This window comes from Lacihabitans sp. LS3-19 (assembly GCF_024343575.1).
Classification (GTDB): domain Bacteria; phylum Bacteroidota; class Bacteroidia; order Cytophagales; family Spirosomataceae; genus Leadbetterella.
In genome coordinates this window covers 82171-100733 of record NZ_RJUA01000121.1, presented here as the reverse complement: position 1 = coordinate 100733, position 18563 = coordinate 82171, and the positions used below count along the sequence as shown (strand labels likewise).

The 18563-nt window shown below is 35.8% G+C and carries 15 protein-coding genes; 11 read left to right on the top strand and 4 right to left on the bottom strand.

The features are described from left to right. The first annotated feature begins 46 nt into the window (after nucleotides 1-46). The 9 genes from gldL to EGI22_RS19235 all read left to right on the top strand — a co-directional run bounded on the left by gldL (nucleotide 47) and on the right by EGI22_RS19235 (nucleotide 11034). Nucleotides 47-859: a gliding motility protein GldL gene (gene gldL / locus EGI22_RS19275; RefSeq protein ID WP_255070083.1), complete on the top strand. Its 813-nt coding sequence runs from the start codon at nucleotides 47-49 to the stop codon at nucleotides 857-859. A gap of 59 nt (nucleotides 860-918) precedes the next feature. Next, a complete protein-coding gene (gene gldM, locus EGI22_RS19270) occupies nucleotides 919-2517 on the top strand; it encodes a gliding motility protein GldM (RefSeq protein WP_255070082.1) in 1599 nt (532 codons plus the stop codon). Between the two features lie 20 nt (nucleotides 2518-2537). Next, on the top strand, nucleotides 2538-3434 hold the full coding sequence (gene gldN, locus EGI22_RS19265) for a gliding motility protein GldN (RefSeq protein ID WP_255070081.1): 897 nt from the start codon (nucleotides 2538-2540) through the stop codon (nucleotides 3432-3434). 99 nt (nucleotides 3435-3533) lie between these two features. Then, nucleotides 3534-6077, top strand: a complete 2544-nt coding sequence (locus EGI22_RS19260) for a TonB-dependent receptor (RefSeq protein WP_255070080.1) — start codon at nucleotides 3534-3536, stop codon at nucleotides 6075-6077. A 127-nt stretch (nucleotides 6078-6204) separates the two neighbouring features. Next, a complete protein-coding gene (gatB, locus tag EGI22_RS19255; protein WP_255070079.1) occupies nucleotides 6205-7647 on the top strand; it encodes an Asp-tRNA(Asn)/Glu-tRNA(Gln) amidotransferase subunit GatB in 1443 nt (480 codons plus the stop codon). Between the two features lie 38 nt (nucleotides 7648-7685). Continuing rightward, nucleotides 7686-8837, top strand: a complete 1152-nt coding sequence (locus EGI22_RS19250) for a TlpA disulfide reductase family protein (protein ID WP_255070078.1) — start codon at nucleotides 7686-7688, stop codon at nucleotides 8835-8837. 68 nt (nucleotides 8838-8905) lie between these two features. After that, nucleotides 8906-9706, top strand: coding sequence for a pyrroline-5-carboxylate reductase (gene proC, locus EGI22_RS19245; RefSeq protein ID WP_255070077.1), 801 nt, complete (start codon nucleotides 8906-8908; stop codon nucleotides 9704-9706). 1 nt (nucleotide 9707) lies between these two features. Beyond that, the gene (gene bla, locus EGI22_RS19240) at nucleotides 9708-10436 is read left to right on the top strand and encodes a subclass B1 metallo-beta-lactamase (RefSeq protein ID WP_255070076.1); all 729 of its coding nucleotides are present in this window, start codon (nucleotides 9708-9710) and stop codon (nucleotides 10434-10436) included. A 136-nt stretch (nucleotides 10437-10572) separates the two neighbouring features. Then, nucleotides 10573-11034 (top strand): Lrp/AsnC family transcriptional regulator, encoded by a 462-nt coding sequence (locus tag EGI22_RS19235; protein ID WP_255070075.1) that lies wholly within the window; start codon nucleotides 10573-10575, stop codon nucleotides 11032-11034. Here the strand turns inward: EGI22_RS19235 and EGI22_RS19230 are convergent. Both EGI22_RS19230 and EGI22_RS19225 read right to left on the bottom strand, forming a co-directional pair. Next, a complete protein-coding gene (locus EGI22_RS19230) occupies nucleotides 11021-11599 on the bottom strand; it encodes a DUF4126 domain-containing protein (RefSeq protein ID WP_255070074.1) in 579 nt (192 codons plus the stop codon). The genes EGI22_RS19235 and EGI22_RS19230 overlap by 14 nt on opposite strands. Before the next feature lie 3 nt (nucleotides 11600-11602). After that, nucleotides 11603-12487 carry a YicC/YloC family endoribonuclease gene (locus tag EGI22_RS19225; protein WP_255070073.1) on the bottom strand — a complete coding sequence of 295 codons (885 nt, stop codon included), beginning with the start codon at nucleotides 12485-12487 and terminating at the stop codon, nucleotides 11603-11605. Nucleotides 12488-12587: 100 nt separating this feature from the next. Here EGI22_RS19225 and argS point away from each other — a divergent pair, with 100 nt between their 5' ends. Further along, nucleotides 12588-14363 (top strand): arginine--tRNA ligase, encoded by a 1776-nt coding sequence (gene argS / locus EGI22_RS19220; protein ID WP_255070072.1) that lies wholly within the window; start codon nucleotides 12588-12590, stop codon nucleotides 14361-14363. A gap of 52 nt (nucleotides 14364-14415) precedes the next feature. Here the strand turns inward: argS and EGI22_RS19215 are convergent, their stop codons facing one another. Beyond that, nucleotides 14416-15228 carry a universal stress protein gene (locus tag EGI22_RS19215; RefSeq protein WP_255070071.1) on the bottom strand — a complete coding sequence of 271 codons (813 nt, stop codon included), beginning with the start codon at nucleotides 15226-15228 and terminating at the stop codon, nucleotides 14416-14418. Nucleotides 15229-15359: 131 nt separating this feature from the next. Further along, on the bottom strand, nucleotides 15360-16601 hold the full coding sequence (locus EGI22_RS19210) for an ABC transporter permease (RefSeq protein ID WP_255070070.1): 1242 nt from the start codon (nucleotides 16599-16601) through the stop codon (nucleotides 15360-15362). Between the two features lie 151 nt (nucleotides 16602-16752). On the opposite strand from EGI22_RS19210, the gene ggt reads away from it, so the two are divergent. Further along, nucleotides 16753-18528: a gamma-glutamyltransferase gene (gene ggt / locus EGI22_RS19205; RefSeq protein ID WP_255070069.1), complete on the top strand. Its 1776-nt coding sequence runs from the start codon at nucleotides 16753-16755 to the stop codon at nucleotides 18526-18528. The last annotated feature ends 35 nt before the right edge of the window (nucleotides 18529-18563 follow it).

The following is an 18563-nucleotide window of genomic DNA, read 5'->3' as shown; positions in this document are numbered from 1 at the left end:
TTCTAGTAAAATAATAAATTAACAAAAAAAAATACAAAAGTAAATCATGGCAGCAAGTACAGGTCCAAGTGCATTTTGGGACAAATATATTCCTTTCTTTTACAGTATCGGAGCCGCAGTTGTAATTTTAGGTGCAATGGGTAAAATCATGCACTATGATTGGGCAGGATGGATGCTTCCAATTGGATTAGGAACAGAAGTTGTAATTTTCGTAATTTATGCACTTCAATCTTTTTTAAGACCATCAGTAGAATACCAATGGGAAAAAGTTTACCCTGAGCTTTCAGGTGAATTCAAAGGTGAACTACCAACTCGTTCAAATACAGCTGCTCCAGCAGGTCTAGGACTTACTGCTAAAATGGATGATATGCTTGCAAATGCTAAAATTACACCAGATATTTTCGACGGTTTAAAAAGCAGTTTCCAAAATTTGTCAACTTCAGTTTCAAATATGGGTGAATTAGCTTCCACTACTGTAGCTACAAATGAGTTTACATCTAAAGTAAAAGATGCTTCAGGAAAAATTGGTGAAATGAGTTCTTCTTTAAGTAGCGTAACAAACTCAATGTTGAGTATGTCAGATGCAACCAAAGACGCACAAGAATATAGAAATCAGTTCCAGAAAATATCACAAAATATGGGAGCTCTTAATGCTGTATATGAAATAGAACTACAAGATACTAACAGACATTTGAAGTCTATGAACTCTTTCTATGGCAACTTATCATCGGCAATGTCAGATATGCAAGAAGCATCTAAAGACACTATGCAGTTTAAGTCTGAGTTGAACAAATTGACTAACAACTTGGCTTCCTTGAACAATGTTTATGGAAGTATGTTATCAGCGATGAAACAATAATTCTTGAACAGATTATTGCTCCCTATAAAATAAAATATTAAAATTCAAAAATAACGAATATGGCAGGTGGTAAAGATAGCCCACGTCAGAAGATGATCAACATGATGTATCTTGTTCTGACTGCGATGCTAGCCCTTCAAGTCAGTAATGCGATACTAGAAAAATTTGTTTTGTTAAACAATTCACTAGAGCAAGCCAATAGAGCGTCAGATGATTCTAATACCAGAACATTGGCGGCTATGAACGATGCCGTTGAAAAAGCAGGTGAAAAACCTGAATATAGACAATTATATAACCAAGGCGTTGATATAAGAAAGAAAACTGCTGAATTAATAACTTACATGGAAGGCCTAAAAACCATCATAGTACAAGAAGCAGGTGGTGGAACTGACCCTGAAACTGGAGGTATAAAAAACTTAGCGGAAGAAGAAAAAGTTGCTAATATTTTTGTAAAAAACAAAAAAGGATACGAGTTAAAATCTAAGTTAGAGGCCTATGTAGCAGATTTGCAAAAAGTAGCACCTAGCATTAAATTCAATTCTTTAGCTTTAGATGCAAAAGATGACCCAAGTATGGCTAAAACTGACTTGATCACAAGAAGTAAAGATTTTGCTGAATTGCTTTTCGCTCAAACTCCGGTTCCAGCAGCATTAGCAGGTCTAAGTCAAAAACAATCAGATATTAGAAGATACGAATCAGAAGTTTTGGATTATTTAGCCCTACAAGTTGGAGCCAAAGAAATCAAATTTGATAAAATATTTGCGGTTGTTATACCAGACTCTAGAACAGTAGTCGCAGGTCAAACTTATAAAGCTGACATCGCGATTGGAGCTTACTCTAGTGCAATCACTCCAAGTATCAGCATAAATGGATCTGCTCTTCCCGTAAAAGAAGGAAAAGGAACTTATGAAGTAAGAACTCAAGGAGGACAGTTTGATGCAAACGGACAAATGAAAAGAAGTTATACTGCAACTGTATCTTATCCTAAACCAGATGGTACTAAAGAAACTGTAACGCAAGAGGAGGAATATACAGTACTTAAGCCTTCTGTGGAGATCATGTCTCAATCTATGCCGCCTTTGTATCTGAAATGTGCCAATAGATTGCAAACATCTTCTGCTGGCTTGGGAAGTTTATTCAAACCTACCTTCAGCGGTTCTGGAGCAGAATTTATACCTGGTGGTGGCGGTAAAGTAACTATTGTACCAAACTCTGCCAAAGTAGCATTAGATATAAACAATGATGGAATAATTTTAGGTAGTTTTCCGTTTAACGTTAGAAAGGTGCCAAAACCAACTATTGTAGCAACCGCAAATGGTGCTAAAATAACTGATGAAATAACAAAAAGAGGAATGAAAGCTAGTTCTGTAAGAATAGTAAGTGTTTCAGCAGTAGCAGATGAAGACTTTAAGGCAACAAATCCAGAGGATGCAGCGTTTAGAGTATCTAGCTTCAATGTTTATTTAGCAGCTGGAACTAGACCAAAAGGAAAAATGGAAAATGTATCTGGAAATGTTAATATTGGTCAATTGGCTTCACAAGCTGAAGCAGGAGACAGATTGCTCATAACAATCAACAAAGTAGAAAGAAAGAACTTTAAGGGAGAAATAGAAGAAGTGAACATTGGAGAAATGACTTTCCAAATTCCTCTCAACTAAAAAAACAAATAATTGATTCAATGAAAAAAATCACAGTTTTAACGAGCCTTTTAGCTTTTGTTGCATTTAGTGCAGTATTTGCTCAGGAAAAATCAGATAATGGAATAAATCCTTTGTCTTTGCGTCCGGTTCACGAGTCAAACGTGATGTACAAACTTACGCTTTGGAGAAGATTAGATTTGAACGAGAAAGCTAATCAGCCACTTTTTGCAAAAGGAACAGAAATCACCAAACATCTAATAGATGGCGTAAAAGCAGGTGTATTAGAGCCTTATGACAATGATTCGGTATCAACTAAAATTACCTTAGAAGAATTTACTCGAAGACTAACAAAGAAATTTGAAGGCGGCGGTCTATCAAAAGAAGAAATCGAAGCTGGTTTTGGTTCTGAAACTTCAGGCGAAGATGACGGCTGGGGAGGCGGTGGCTCAGCCACTGAGACTACTTCTCAAGATTCAGGCAATACTGAAACTCAAGCTACTTCAAGTGCAAACGCTGATGGATATGAACTATTTGCAAGCGACCTTTATATTATTGAAGTAAAAGAAGATTGGATTTTTGACAAACAAAGATCCAGACAATATTTTGATATTCAGACTATTACTATAAAAATACCTGCAGATTTGTCAAGTGATGGATTAGAAAAAGAATTAGCTTCTTTCAAATATAAAGAACTTGAGTCTTATTTCAGACTTAATCCAAACTGTATTTGGTACAATGCGGCAAACACAGCTCAACACAAAAACTTAGCTGATGCATTCGAACTAAGGCTATTTAACGGTAGAATAATCAAAAAATCTAACGCTTTAAATAAATATTTAGATCAAGTTTATAAATCACCAAAAGAAGGTTTACAAAAATCTCAGCAATTAGAATATGAATTGTTAGAGTGGGAAAACAATCTTTGGGAATATTAAAAGATACCAATTGATAATTAAAAAGGCTATTTCTTCGGAAATGGCCTTTTTTGTTTTTTTTAATCTTATTTTTGCAAAAATTAACCAATTGATAAGACTATGAAAAAAACTTCACTCTTTTTATTATTTACTTTGCTCACTTTTCAGGTTATTGCTCAAAGCATGAAAGGGAAAGTAACCGACAATTCTGGTGAGGCCTTAATAGGTGCAACAGTAATAGAAAAAGGCACAAACAATGGCACAACAACAGATGCCAACGGAAATTTCAGCATTACACCTTCAAAAAGCACTTCAACTTTCCAAATTAGCTATATAGGCTATAAATCTAAGGAAGTTAAAAGTTCGGAATTAAATGGCACAATTGCCCTAGAGGAAGGTAATCTTTTAGACCAAGTAGTAGTGGTTGGCTCAAGAAGCCTTAATCGTTCTGCTACAGATACACCCGCACCAATTGACGTGATAGATTTAAAAGACATTACTTCAAAAACTGGGCAATTAGATATCAATCAATTATTGCAATTTGCCGCACCTTCGTTTAACTCCAACAGGCAATCGGGCTCAGATGGAACTGACCATGTAGACCCTGCATCACTTAGAGGCTTAGGGCCAGATCAGACTTTGGTTTTAATTAATGGAAAAAGAAGACACCAAAGCTCATTGGTAAACATATATGGTACTAGAGGACGTGGAAACACTGGTACTGACTTAAATTCAATTCCTGCGGCTGCAATAGAAAGAATAGAGATACTTAGAGACGGAGCCGCTGCTCAATATGGTTCTGATGCTATTGCTGGAGTAATAAATATTGTTTTGAAAAAAAGCACTGAACAATTAGAAATTAACACAAATGCGGGAATGTACAAAGCCAGCTATAGATTTGATGATAAAAAATTCGATGGATTAAACACCAATATCAATGCAAACTATGGCATAAAAGTAGGTGATGGAGGATTTGTGAATCTAACCGCAGATTACAACTACAGAGACCATACCAACAGAGCAAATGCGGCCGTTGATGAATTGGCAAGGAGAGAATTCGGAGACCCTAGAGCGGCAAATGCCTCTTTGTATTTAAACTCAAATTTCCCTGTTAATAAAAACACATCAGTTTATGTTTTTGGAGGAACAAACCAAAGAAAGGGGGAATCCTACGCATGGACAAGATTTGCAGATGACGACAGAAATATTGCTTCTATTTATCCAAACGGATTTGACCCATTGATCAAGGCCAATATCAAAGACAATTCGATTGCGGCTGGAGTTAGAACAGAAAAAAATGGATGGGATATTGATTTGAGCAATACATTTGGAAGCAACCAATTCGGTTATTCATTGTCAAATACATTGAACACTTCACTTGGAGCTACCTCCCCTACTACCTTTGATGCTGGTGGATTTAGTTTAAACCAAAACACTATAAATTTAGGATTTTCGAAATTCATGAAAGATAAAATGTCAGGTCTAAATATTGCGTTTGGAGCAGAACATAGAATCGAGCATTATGCAATTCATGCAGGAGAAGAAAAATCTTGGAAAAGCTATATTCCAGGCGTTCCAGGTGGTTCACAAGGTTTCCCAGGTTTCCAACCAAGCGATGAAACCAAAGCATCAAGATCGAATATCGGCGTATATTTTGATACCGAAGCCGATTTTACAAAGAAAATAATGATGGGAGCGGCTGTAAGATTCGAAAATTATTCAGATTTCGGAAATACGATAAACGGTAAGCTTTCAGCAAGAATCAAAGCCAATGATGTTATAACATTTAGAGGAACTTTAAGTACTGGTTTTAGAGCTCCTTCTTTGCCTCAAATCAATTTTAACCAAACCGTAACAAACTTCATCAATGGAAACCCAGTTGAGGTTTTGATAGCTAGAAATAACAGTGCGGTTACCAAAGCATTGGGTATTCCAGCCTTGAAACAAGAATTATCTAAAAACGCCAGTTTGGGATTCACTGTTAGACCAAATAATACATTTTCCTTAACTGTTGATGGTTATTGGGTTCAGATCAAAGATAGGATAGTATTGACAGGCCAATTCTCAGATGAAGACGAACAAATAGGACAATTGCTTAAAGATATTAACGTAGCTAAAGCTCAATTTTTCACGAATGCTGTAAATACAACTACCAAAGGTATAGACATCATTATGAGCAATAGAGACAAAGTAGGCAACGGAATACTGACAACAAGTTTAGCGATGAACTTTAATCAATTGACAATAGACAAAATAAACACCAATGCTAAATTAGCAGATAAAGCTGATACCTATTTTGACTTAAGAGAGCAATATTTCCTTAGAGCATCTGCTCCGCCTTCGAAAATTAATCTAACTATTGATTACCAAATCAACAAATTGAGTGCAATGGTGAGATTGGTAAGATTTGGAAGAGTGGAATTAGCAGACTGGAATTATGATGTGAGCCTTAATGATATTTATAAAGCGAAAACCACTACCGATGTATCATTAAATTACAAAGTATCTAAAAACGTCAGATTAACTCTTGGCTCAAACAATATTTTCAATGTTTATCCGGATATGTCTTCAGGCTATTACACTGAATCTGGTGGAGCTTGGGATCCTGTTCAAATGGGAAATAATGGAGCTTTTTATTATGGTAAATTGAACTTTAAGTTCTAATTTAAATCTTCGTAACGAAAATGCGAGTTTAGAGCAAAACAGCTTCTAACTCGCATTTTTTTATATATTCCAACCTCCAAAAAGCCATTTCCTCATTTTTTGCATTATTTTTGTAAAAATTTACTGCATGGAATACGATATCGTAATAGGCTTAGAGGTTCATTGTCAATTATTCACAGAGAGCAAAATATTTGCTTCGGACGCTAACAAATTTGGAGGTGATCCGAACACGCATATTAGTGTGCTTACTTTGGCTCATCCTGGAGTTTTGCCAAAACTGAACGAGAAAGCAGTTGAATATGCCATACAATTGGGACTAGCCTTTGATTGCGAAATCAATAAATTCAATTTTTTCGACAGAAAAAATTATTTCTATCCTGATCTTCCAAAAGGTTATCAAATTTCGCAAGACAAATCACCTATTTGCTTGGGTGGCGAAGTGAAATTTAAGATTAAACAAGGCAAGGTTTTCAGCAGTCACACTGTCAAAATTCACCATATACATCTTGAAGAAGATGCTGGAAAGTCAATACATGATTTAAACCCAAACTTTACATATCTGGATTATAATCGTGCTGGAACACCACTTTTAGAAATAGTTTCGGAACCATGCATGACCTCACCCCTTGAAGCTGCCTCGTATCTTGCTGAGATCAGAAAAATGGTTAGATACCTTGGCATAAGCGATGGAAACATGGAGGAAGGTTCGCTTAGAGCAGATTTAAATGTTTCACTAAAGCCAAAAGGAAGCGAGAAACTGGGTACCAAAGTGGAAATTAAGAACATGAATTCTATTCGATTTTTGCAAAAAGCTGCGGAATACGAAATAGAAAGACAAGCTGAAATATTGAACAATGGTGGCACTATTATTCAGGAAACAAGAAGTTTTGACCCTGACCAAGGAAAAACTTTTGGAATGCGAGTGAAAGAAACCATGAATGATTATCGTTATTTCCCTGAACCCGACTTGGCACCGATTGTTTTGACAGACGAAGAAATAAAAGAAGCCAAAGTAAATATGCCAAAACTTCCTTATGAATTGTTTGAAACATTCAGTAAGGAGATGGGAATTTTGGAAGAGCATGCTTACCTTTTGACAGAAGAAAGAGCCCTTTGTGAATATTTTCTGGAGACGAGTAATTTTACAAAAAACTATAAAAGTGTATCCAATTGGATATTATCATCTATCAAAGGCTATCTGAATGAAAACAATATGGAAATCATAGATTTTCCAGTAAAACCTTCGAAGCTAGCAGAATTGATAGAAAATATTGACAAAGGAGAAATTAGCAATTCGGCAGGACAAATGTTAATGAGTCTGTTAATATCCTCTCCTGAAAGTAATATTATTGCATTGGCAAAGTCTAACAACCTGATACAGTCAAAGGATACTGACGCTATGGGTTCTTGGATAGATGAGGTTTTAACTCAAAACGCCACAAAAGTAGAAGAATACAAAAAAGGCAAAAAAGGCTTGATTGGTTTTTTTGTTGGTGAAGTTATGAAAAAATCTAAAGGATCTGCTGACCCTAAAGTAATCAATAGTTTGGTTGCGGATAAACTTAAATAAATTAATTGTGCATCTGAAGGCACAGAATAAAAAAAAGAATGAAAAAAAATATTTTATTGGCATTATTCATTGGAGTTTTTACTTCTTGTAATTCTCAGGTTAGTGACACTTCTACCAACCTTCCGCTTAAAATAAAAGGCACCATAAGCAATGATGTTTCGGGCATGGTTTATCTTGAAAGGATGAACGAAAGAAATATCGGAGCTAAGATAGACAGCGTAAAACTTACGGGAAAGGCCTTTAGTTTTGATACCAAAATAGCCGAACCGGGTATTTACCAATTAAACATTGCCAACGAACAAGTAATAGGTTTGATACTAGATGGTGGAGAAAACCTTACCATAACGGCCGATGGATCAGCTACGCCAGACAAAGCAGCAACAGCAAAAATTGAAGGTTCAGATAACATGACGAAATTCAATGAATTGATGGCGGATATGCAACAGTTTTCTGTTTATGTAAACGGGATTGACTCAAAATTCCAGGCAGCGAAATCTGAAAAAGACAAAAACGACCTTCGTGGCCAATACCAGACTGCTTTGGATATTCATAAGCAAAAAATAATGCCCAAAATCAAAAGCATGGGTACATCTTTGGCGGGAATCATTGCTGCAAACAATTTCTTAAAGCCAGATTTTGGTGGAGAATACCAGTTTGAATTAAAAGACCAATTGTTAAAAGAAGGAAAAACGCATTACTTTGCCAAAATGTTTATCCAAACCGTTAATCAAGCTAGTGTAGGTACTGTGGGCTCTGAAGCTCCAGACTTTGAACTTACACAACTTGATGGCACCAAGATTAAACTTTCACAATTAAAAGGCAAAACTGTCATTCTTGATTTTTGGGCTACTTGGTGCGGTCCATGTATTATGTCTTTCCCTGGTATGAAAAAAGCAGTTGAAAAATATAAAGACGATCCAAATGTAGTGTTTTTGTTTGTAAATACTTTTGAAAGAGTAGAAGCTGACAAATGGAAAGATCATGTCAATAAATTTGTAACAAACCGTGGTTTTACATTCATGAATCCTGTTCTAGATATTGGAAACAATACCGCTTTAGCTTATGGCGTAGAAGGTATTCCGGCCAAATTTTGTATAGACAAAGACGGAAAAGTAAAACATAAAGGCTCTGGCTATCTTGGCAGTACCGATGCGGTATTTAATGAGATGGTTGAATGGGTTGAAAAATAAATAAAAAAAGACATTAAAATAGCCCAGAATAACACTGAGGCTATTTTTTTTATAAAAAAAATACTCAAATGAAAATAGCGATTGTTGGATGTGGAAATATGGGAATGGCTTTTGCGAGGTCATTTATTCAATATGATTTGGTAAAAAAGGACAATCTTTTATTGATAGAAAAAAGCCCAGAAAGGTCTGAAATACTAAAAAAATCAAAAGAGGGAGTAGTTGTAGATACTGTAAACGAAACCCTCGGAGCATATGATTTAGTGATTTTATCAGTAAAACCTCAAGATTTTAGTGTTGTAGCTGCGGAATTAAAGGATTTTTTAAAAGAAGACCAGGTGGTTTTGTCAATTATGGCCGGAATCACGATGTCGAGAATCCAAAATGAATTAAACCACAAACTGGTAGTTAGAGCCATGCCAAACACGCCAGCCATGCTTGGACAAGGCATCACAGGCTTTTGTGCTTCAGAAGGAATTGGTTTTTCAAAACTTTTGAAAATTGAAAACCTAATCAATGCCACTGGTAGGTCAGTATATATTGAAGACGAAAGTATGATAGATGCCGTTACTGCACTTAGTGGCAGCGGTCCGGCATATTTTTATTATGTTGTAAAACACATGGTAGAAGCAGGAAAGCAAATGGGTTTTGATGAAGGCCTATCGAGATTATTGGTAAAACAAACCATGCTTGGAGCTTATCATTTGATAAACAATGCCGAGTTGAGTCTTGACGACTTAATAAAGGCAGTAGCCTCGAAAGGAGGAACAACAGAGGCAGCTTTGAGTACATTCGCTGAAGCGGAGATAGGTTTAGGATTAGAAAGAGGAATATTGAACGCTGAAAAAAGAGCCAAAGAACTATCGAAATAAGATGAAAAAACTATTGTTTTTAATATTTATACCATTTATTTTTTCTTGTAATCCTAGCAAAAAACTGATAAGTAATAATGAAGACTTATTGGTTTTTTATCCAATTAAAAAGAATATTTATACCCATATTTCTTTTTTACAAACAGAAACTTGGGGTAAAGTGGCTTGTAATGGAATGGTATATATTCATAAAAACAAAGCCTATGTATTTGATACCCCTGCCGATAAAGAAGGCTCTGAGTTGCTACTGAAAACACTTGAAGAGAATAAAATAAAGCTTGAAGGCATAGTAATTAATCATTTTCACAATGATTGCCTTGGAGGCTTAGCAGTTTTTCATAAAAAAGGCATCAAAAGCTATGCTAGCAATAAAACAATTGATGCCGCTAAAAAAGACAGTGTAGAAATACCTCAGATCGGATTTGATGGTAATCTCAAAATTAAAATAGGAAAACGCGAGATTATAAACGAGTTTGTTGGCGAAGCTCATACCAAAGACAATATTGTTAGTTATTTACCAAAAGAAAAAGTGTTATTTGGAGGCTGTATGGTAAAAGAAGTTACAGCTGGTAAAGGATACCTTGGAGATGCCAACCAAAAAGAATGGTCAAACACAATTAGAAATCTCAAAACCACATTTCCTCAAATCAAACATGTTATACCAGGCCATGGGAAAGTTGGCGGCACGGAACTTCTGGATTATACGATTGAGTTGTTTGAAGTGAAGTGATTTTGTATATTTTTCAAAAATTTAGAATTTACACTTTCTAATTCCCAATGCGATTATTTTAAAGAAAATAATTCCACTATTCTTATTCAAAATTAGAATTTAACCCTATTTTTGAGTTTAAAAAGAAAAATATTCTATGATTGATATAGATCCTGTGGATTTGAAGATTTTAAAACTTCTCAAAAAAGATGGAATGATGACCAATAGGCAGATTGCCGTTGAGCTCAATTTGACCACTACGCCGATACATGAGAGAATCAAAAGATTGAGAAGAGATGGATTTATTAAGAAATATACTATTGAATTAAATCGAAAGAAGCTCAATAAAAATCTTATTGTTTTTTGTAATGTATCTCTAAAAGAACACGCTCAAAAATTCTTGACTCAGTTTGAAGCAGATATTCAAACTGTGCCTGAGGTAGTAGAATGTTATTGTGTATCAGGAGGTTCTGACTTTCTGTTGAAAGTGATTGTATCAGACATGGAAGAATACAAAGACTTCATTCTCAACAAATTGGCCGCCATATCCAACATTGGTAGTGCTCAGTCACACTTTGTGATAACAGAAGCTAAACATTCGTCTATTATTGGAGAGTAGTCTTTTTCTTTCTTTTAAAGAGTTTCCTCAAAATCCAAAAAACAAAAAGAATAGCAAAAACCCCCATTATTAAAGGAACCCAAATTGATATTAGTGAGATAAAAACAGATAGGATATTTTCAATTGTACTAAAAATCCCGTTTCCCAAACCACCCGTAAACTTTGTAGAACCTAAGCGTAAAAGCGTAGTGCCAGATTGGATTGTACCAGCTACTCCCCCACCCGCCAATATTCCCAAACCCCATTGAAGCATTGGATCTTCGATTTTCAAAAATTGTGTAGTAAGCAAAGTACCCGCTACCACAGAAGCTGGCATAGCGATAGAATCCAATAAATTGTCAATATAAGTGATATAATAAGAGGCAATTTCAACGACAGTGGCTACCAAAAGTACAATAGTAGTGGAATTGCTGGTCATCCATTGGAAATTTTCCGAGACAGAAACCAAGCCAAACTTTGCAGCCAAATTAGAAACCAATAGTGGAATAAAAATACGAAAACCAGTGCCTGCACTCAGTGCTACGCCTAAAAACAAACCTGGCAACCAAGCGACAATTTCTTCCATTTTTTACAAAATGTTCATCGTTTGCTCTTTGATTTTCTCGAGTTCATCTTTCATTTGAACAACAAGACGTTGGATTACAGAATCGTTAGCTTTTGAGCCGATCGTGTTTATTTCTCTGCCAATTTCTTGGGCAATAAAATTCAATTTCTTGCCATTAGATGCTATCTCAACTTCTTTTCTGAAATACTCCAAATGATTAGACAACCTTACTTTTTCTTCTGAAATATCGTATTTTTCAACATAATAAATCAATTCTTGCTCAAATCTATTTTTGTCAAAATTTTCACTATTTATATAATCGGCCACTGACTTTTCGAGTCGCTCACGAATAGCAGGTAAACGTTTTGGATCTTGTTCGATTACCAGTTTTAATAATGCATCAATGATGTCAATATATTCTACAAACTTAATTTTAGTAATCTGACCTTCTTGAAATCTGAATTCTTGGCAGTTTTTTATTGCTTTAGCCACTAAACTCATGATCAATTTCCACTCTTCTTCTGCATCGTCAGCACTTAAAGCATTGGTATTGTAGGCATTTGGCATCATTGTAGCCATCCGCAATACTTCTGTTTTGGATGCTTCAAAACCTAATTCGCTCGCTGTCTGTATTAAATCTTTAAAATATGCTTTTACCAAAGGCCTATTGATTGTCGTCCCAGCACTTTCTTCGTCTTTAGGGACTACGTTCAAGTTCATTTCTATTTTGCCCCTTTCTAATTCTTTTTGAAGCAAATTCCTAACTTCTATTTCACGGTTTGAAAAACTTCTTGGCAACCTACAGTAGATATCTGAAAACTTAGAGTTGAGTGTTTTGATTTCGACCGAAACGGCCATCTTGTCGGTTTCGAGGGTGGCAGAGCCGAAACCCGTCATTGATTGTAACATAAATAGTGATTTTCTTTTTTGTAAAACTAAGGAATTAATCGATTGGAAAAGGCATTTTAAGTCAAAAAAGTGTAATTTTGCAGCCAAATTGAATGAACAGATGGATATATTAAGTGTAATAGGAAGCAAAATAGAAATCGCAATAAATACGCTTTTTGGAGCGAACGAAAAAGTAAGTCTACAACCAACCAGAAAGGAGTTTGAAGGCGATTACACATTTGTGTTTTTTAGTTTGGTAAAAAGCTTAAAAAAATCTCCTATAGAAATCGGTAATACCATTGGCACCTACCTTTTAGAAAACAATAAAGAATTTGAATCTTACAATGTAGTTCAAGGTTTTTTGAATCTAAAACTCAAAAATGAAGTTTGGGTGGAAGTTTTGAATGATTTGTTAAAAGAAAAAACAGGGGAAGATTTAGGAAATAAAAAGGGATCGGTAATGGTTGAATACTCTTCGCCAAATACCAATAAGCCTTTACATTTGGGTCATTTAAGAAATAATTTCTTGGGATTTTCAGTTTCTAAAATAATGGAAGCCGCTGGTTATCAAGTCACCAAAGCTTGTTTGGTAAACGACAGAGGCATACATATCTGCAAATCAATGGTGGCTTATCAAAATTTTGGTGCAAACGAAACACCAGAATCGGCTGGTCTTAAAGGTGACCACTTGGTAGGAAAATATTATGTAGAGTTTGATAAAGCCTATAAAAACCAAATAAATTCTTTGGTTGAAAATGGTTCTACAGAAGAGGATGCAAAAAAGAAAGCTCCGATAATGGTGGAAGCTCAAGAAATGCTCTTAAAATGGGAACAAAATGACCCTGAAACAATAGAACTTTGGAAAAAACTGAACGGTTGGGTTTACGACGGTTTTGCAAAAACATATAAGCAAATAGGGGTAGAATTTGACAAAACCTATTACGAATCAGACACTTATCTCTTAGGGAAAACACTTGTAGAAGAAGGACTAAAGAATGGCGTTTTTTACCAAAAAGAAGACAAAAGTGTTTGGATTGATTTGACTGAGGAAGGACTTGACCATAAGTTGGTGCTTAGAGGTGATGGAACATCAGTATATATAACCCAAGATTTAGGAACAACTGACCTTAAATTCGACGACTTCAAATCTGATAAGTCAATTTGGGTAGTTGGCAATGAACAAGACTACCATTTTCAGGTGCTTTTTGCCATAATGAAAAAACTCGGAAGAGCTTATGCACACGGCTGCTATCATTTGTCATATGGTATGGTGGATTTGCCTTCAGGAAAAATGAAATCGAGGGAAGGAACTGTAGTAGACGCAGACGAGCTAGTATCAGATATGATAGCCACCGCAAAGGCCATGAGTGCTGAAAAAGGCAAAATAGAAGACTTGGAATCTGAAGAATCTAAGCGTTTGTTTAGAATGTTGGCCTTGGGGGCTTTAAAATATTATTTATTGAAAGTGGAACCAAAGAAAAGGATGCTTTTCAATCCAGAGGAATCTATTGATTTCCAAGGAAATACGGGTCCATTTATACAATATACGCATGCGAGGATCAAGTCTATCCTGAGAAAAGGAGAAATATCTGACGATAAAATATTTGACCTTGTAGGCGATTATTTTTTAAATCCTGAAGAAAAAGAATTGGTGTTTTTATTGAAAGATTATACAAGTATTATACAAGCTGCGGCGGCGGAATATTCTCCAGCTCAATTGGCCAATTATACCTACGAGCTTGCTAAAACATTTAATGTTTTCTATGCCCAACATTCGGTAATGAATGAAGAAAACGAAGATTCAAAATATTTGAGATTAGGCTTAATCAAGAAAGTGGCCGAAACCATAAAACATGCGATGGGACTTTTGGGAATTGATGTGCCTGAAAGAATGTAAAAAAAACGGCATCAATAAGATGTCGTTTTTTTAATATAAAAACCATTCAAAACTATTCCAAAATACTCAAAACGGGAATCTCTGAGATATTTACAACTTCTTCAGCAATACTTCCGAATAAAAATCTTTCAAAGCCTTTGCGGCCGTGTGTAAACATTATTATTAGGTCTATGTCACGAGATTGAGCAAACTCAACCGTTCCTTTTGCAATAGAATCGTGTTTGTATATCTCAAAATCAAAATTCTTAATATCGTATAGTTTTTCAATATCTCTAGCTGTATCGTATAGCTCTGCCCTATCGTCTGTGATTTCGCCTGCATCCACAAACAAAAACTTGTTATTGGTATTTTCCAAGTTAAAAAGATTCTGAGCTACCTCTATAAAACCAGTTTTTTCGAAATCCGTAACGAACAACACGTTTTCTATTTTCTCAAAACTCGTGTTTTCTTTCATTACTAATACTGGACAGTCAGCTTTTCGGACCACGTTCTGGGCATTTGTGCCTGAAAAATAATCTTTCCAACCATTGGCACCTTCCGAACCCATTACAATCAAATCTGCACCTTCGCTCAAAATAGCTGGAATTAAATCTTCAAAATCCTCCTCGATAATTCCTTCGATTTTAACTTCTGGATACCATTCCTGCCAGCGTTTAATTTCTCGCTCTGCATCCTCTTTTAGCAAAGCATAATACTCTTCTTCGCTATAAACAGCAGACTCAACCAGTTGATATTTAAACTTTGGAAATTTAAACATTGTCATCAGATTGATTTTGGCGTTCATATTTTTCGCTAATTTCACGGCGGCAGCCATTGCGTTTTCAGCAGCAGCATGAAAGTCAGTAGGTACTAATATCGTTTTCATAATTTGAGAAATTTTATTACACAAAGATAAAATCTATAAGATTTCAAAAGAATGACAAAAAATTCAAACCAAAATGACAAGCAACAGTTTTTGAAAAAATCAGAATAATATTAACATAGTAAATCTTACTATTATTTAGCTCTAATAGCTATAACTGGATCCATTTTAGCAGCCTGAGAAGCAGGTATCAAACCTGCTACAATTCCAATAATACTCGAAATAATCAAACCAAACATAATGTTTGAAGAAGACAAAACGATATCTAATGATCCTAAATCAATAAAACTGACAAAGTATACCAGTATTAGACCAAATAAACCTCCTAACAAACAGAGAAATATAGCTTCGAACAAAAACTGGAAAAGAATAAAGAAGTTTTTGGCACCTAGAGATTTCTGAATTCCAATAATATTGGTACGTTCTTTTACAGATACAAACATTATATTGGCGATACCAAAGCCTCCAATCAAAAGTGAAAAAAGGCCGATTACAAATCCACCAGTACGGATTGAGCCAAAAATGGTTGTAAGAAAATTTGCGGCGGCATCTGGTCTATTTAAGGCAAAATTGTCTTCCTCCAAAGGCCTCAAACCTCTTAAAGTTCTCATCTTTCCTCTGATTTCACTTTCTAGGTTTACCATTTTTTCGTCCGTATCAAAAGCTTGCACTTGTATCATTCCATACAGATTCCCAGAAGAAAACATTCGTTTATGTTTTACAAAAGGCACATAGGCTTTTTGGTCAGGATTACCACCCACATCTACCAATTGTTTTCCTTTTTTCTCTTGAAGGCCAATTACTGTAAAGTTTTCACCTTTTATTTTCACTTGTTTCCCAATCGGATCTTCATCCCCAAAAAGTGATTCTGAAATTTCAGCACCTAATACAGTTACATTTCTACCAGACTCTATCTCGGTAGGCGTAAAATACCTTCCCGAAATAACTGGCACTTCTGAAATAAGATTAAAATCATAGGTAATACCTTGCACCAAGGAATTAAAACTATTGCTTTCAAACTTTATTTGTGCAATCGACCAGTCCATTATAGTTACTGCACTTGCATGTTCAAGATTTTCTTTCAAATATTTATATTCCGAGTACTTTGGTCGAGGTCTATTAAAATATTTCCACCAAGGATATTCACCATCCCCAAATTGCCATGGAAATTTATCCACATAGATAGTTTTGTCACCTATGGAGCTCAAACTGTTTTTAATGTTCGCTTCCAAAGAATCTACCATGGTATACACGCCAATAATAGAAAAAATACCAATGGTAACACCCAATAATGACAAAACAGTCCGTAATAAATTGGACTTTAAAGCCTGCCAAGCGAACCTTAAACTTTCGAACGTAAGTTTTAAAAACAGCATCCCGGAATTTTATTTTTATTAAGTAAAAATTGCAAAAAAAAAGGAAATAGAATTAAGTAATTTTATAAATGCCACAAAACACTTAACTTAACGGTAAATATCCGTGATTGATGGAAATCAAAAATATCTTATATCAACAAAAACCTATTATATGAAAAAAAACCAATACCTAATTTTAGCCATTCTATGGTTTGTTTTTGCTTGTAAAACTACTCAAAAACCCGCCCAAAACGAACAAAGCAAAGACCTTTTTAGCCTATTTGAAGAAGATGCAAACCTAAAACCTTTTTACTCTGACAAAAAAGGAGTTTTTGCAAAAAACGGTATGATAGCCTCCGCTCACCCAGAAGCCTCTACTGCAGGCATTGAAATATTGAAAATGGGCGGAAATGCAGTAGATGCAGCGGTAGCGACACATTTTGCTCTCGCCGTTGTTCATCCATTTGCAGGAAATCTTGGCGGTGGGGGATTTTCGGTAATCAGACTTAAAAATGGAGAGACTTTCACTTTAGACTTTAGAGAAAAAGCTCCCTTGAAAGCTCATCGAGACATGTACCTGGACAAAGACGGCAATGTAATCCAGGGACTTAGTTTAAAAGGGCATTTGGCAAGCGGAGTACCTGGTTCGGTAGATGGAATGGTAGAAATGCACAAAAAATTCGGAAAACTTTCTTGGGAAAAAGTATTGGCTCCAGCAATTCGCTTGGCTGAAAAAGGTGTAATTCAAACCGAAAGAGAAGCACTAGGCTTAAATAACAACGCTGCTGTATTTAAAGATGTAAATGGTGCTGATTTAAAATATTACAAAAAAACAGACGGAAGTAAATGGCAAATAGGCGATCTATTGATACAATCTGATTTGGCAGAAACTTTAAAACAAATCCAGAAATACAAAAGGGCGGGATTCTATGAAGGCAAAGTAGCCAAACTTTTGGTGGACGAAATGGCCAAAGGTGGCGGAATAATTACGCAAGAAGACCTCAACAAGTACCATTCGGCGTGGAGAAAACCAATTATAGCTGACTATAAAAACTATAAAATGATAACAATGCCACCATCTTCAAGCGGTGGAGTGGCTTTATTACAATTGCTTAGATTTGTAGAACCTTTTCCGCTTCAGCAGTGGGGATGGAACTCGGCAAAAACTACCCAAGTGATGATAGAAGCCGAGAGGCGTGTTTATGCCGACAGAGCCAAATGGATGGGCGATATTGACTTTGTAGATGTACCAAGTGATAAACTCATAAGCAGAGAATACTTAAAAAGCCGTTGGGCGGACTTTGACAGCACAAAAGCTACAAACAGCAAAGACATTGAAGGCGGTAACCTTCCAGGCTATGAGTCGAAAGAAACAACACATTACTCTGTAGTTGACAAAGAAGGAAACGCTGTATCAATAACTACTACATTGAACGGTTCCTACGGAAGCAAAGTAATAGTAGCTGGAGGTGGTTTTTTGATGAACAACGAAATGGACGATTTTAGCATAAAAGCAGGCGTACCAAACATGTTTGGCTTAATAGGCTCAACTGCCAACGAAATACAACCAGAAAAAAGAATGCTAAGCTCTATGACTCCAACAATAGTTGAAAAAGACGGAAAACTTTTTATGGTCGTTGGTACGCCAGGAGGCAGCACCATTATAACTTCCGTATATCAGACCATATTGAACGTAATCGAACACAAAATGAGTATGCAGCAATCTGTAAACGCATTGAAGTTTCACCACCAATGGTTACCTGACAGAACGGTTTTTGAGCCAAATGCTTTTTCAGAGAACACGCTAAAAACCCTTAGAGACAAAGGCTACATAATAGACCAACAAAAAGGCACTATTGGGAGAATGGATTGCGTATTGGTACATCCTGATGGCACATTAGAAGGTGCGTCAGATCCAAGAGCTGATAATACGAGTGTAGGATATTAAGGGGTAAAAAAGAGCAATGATTATTATCGTTGCTC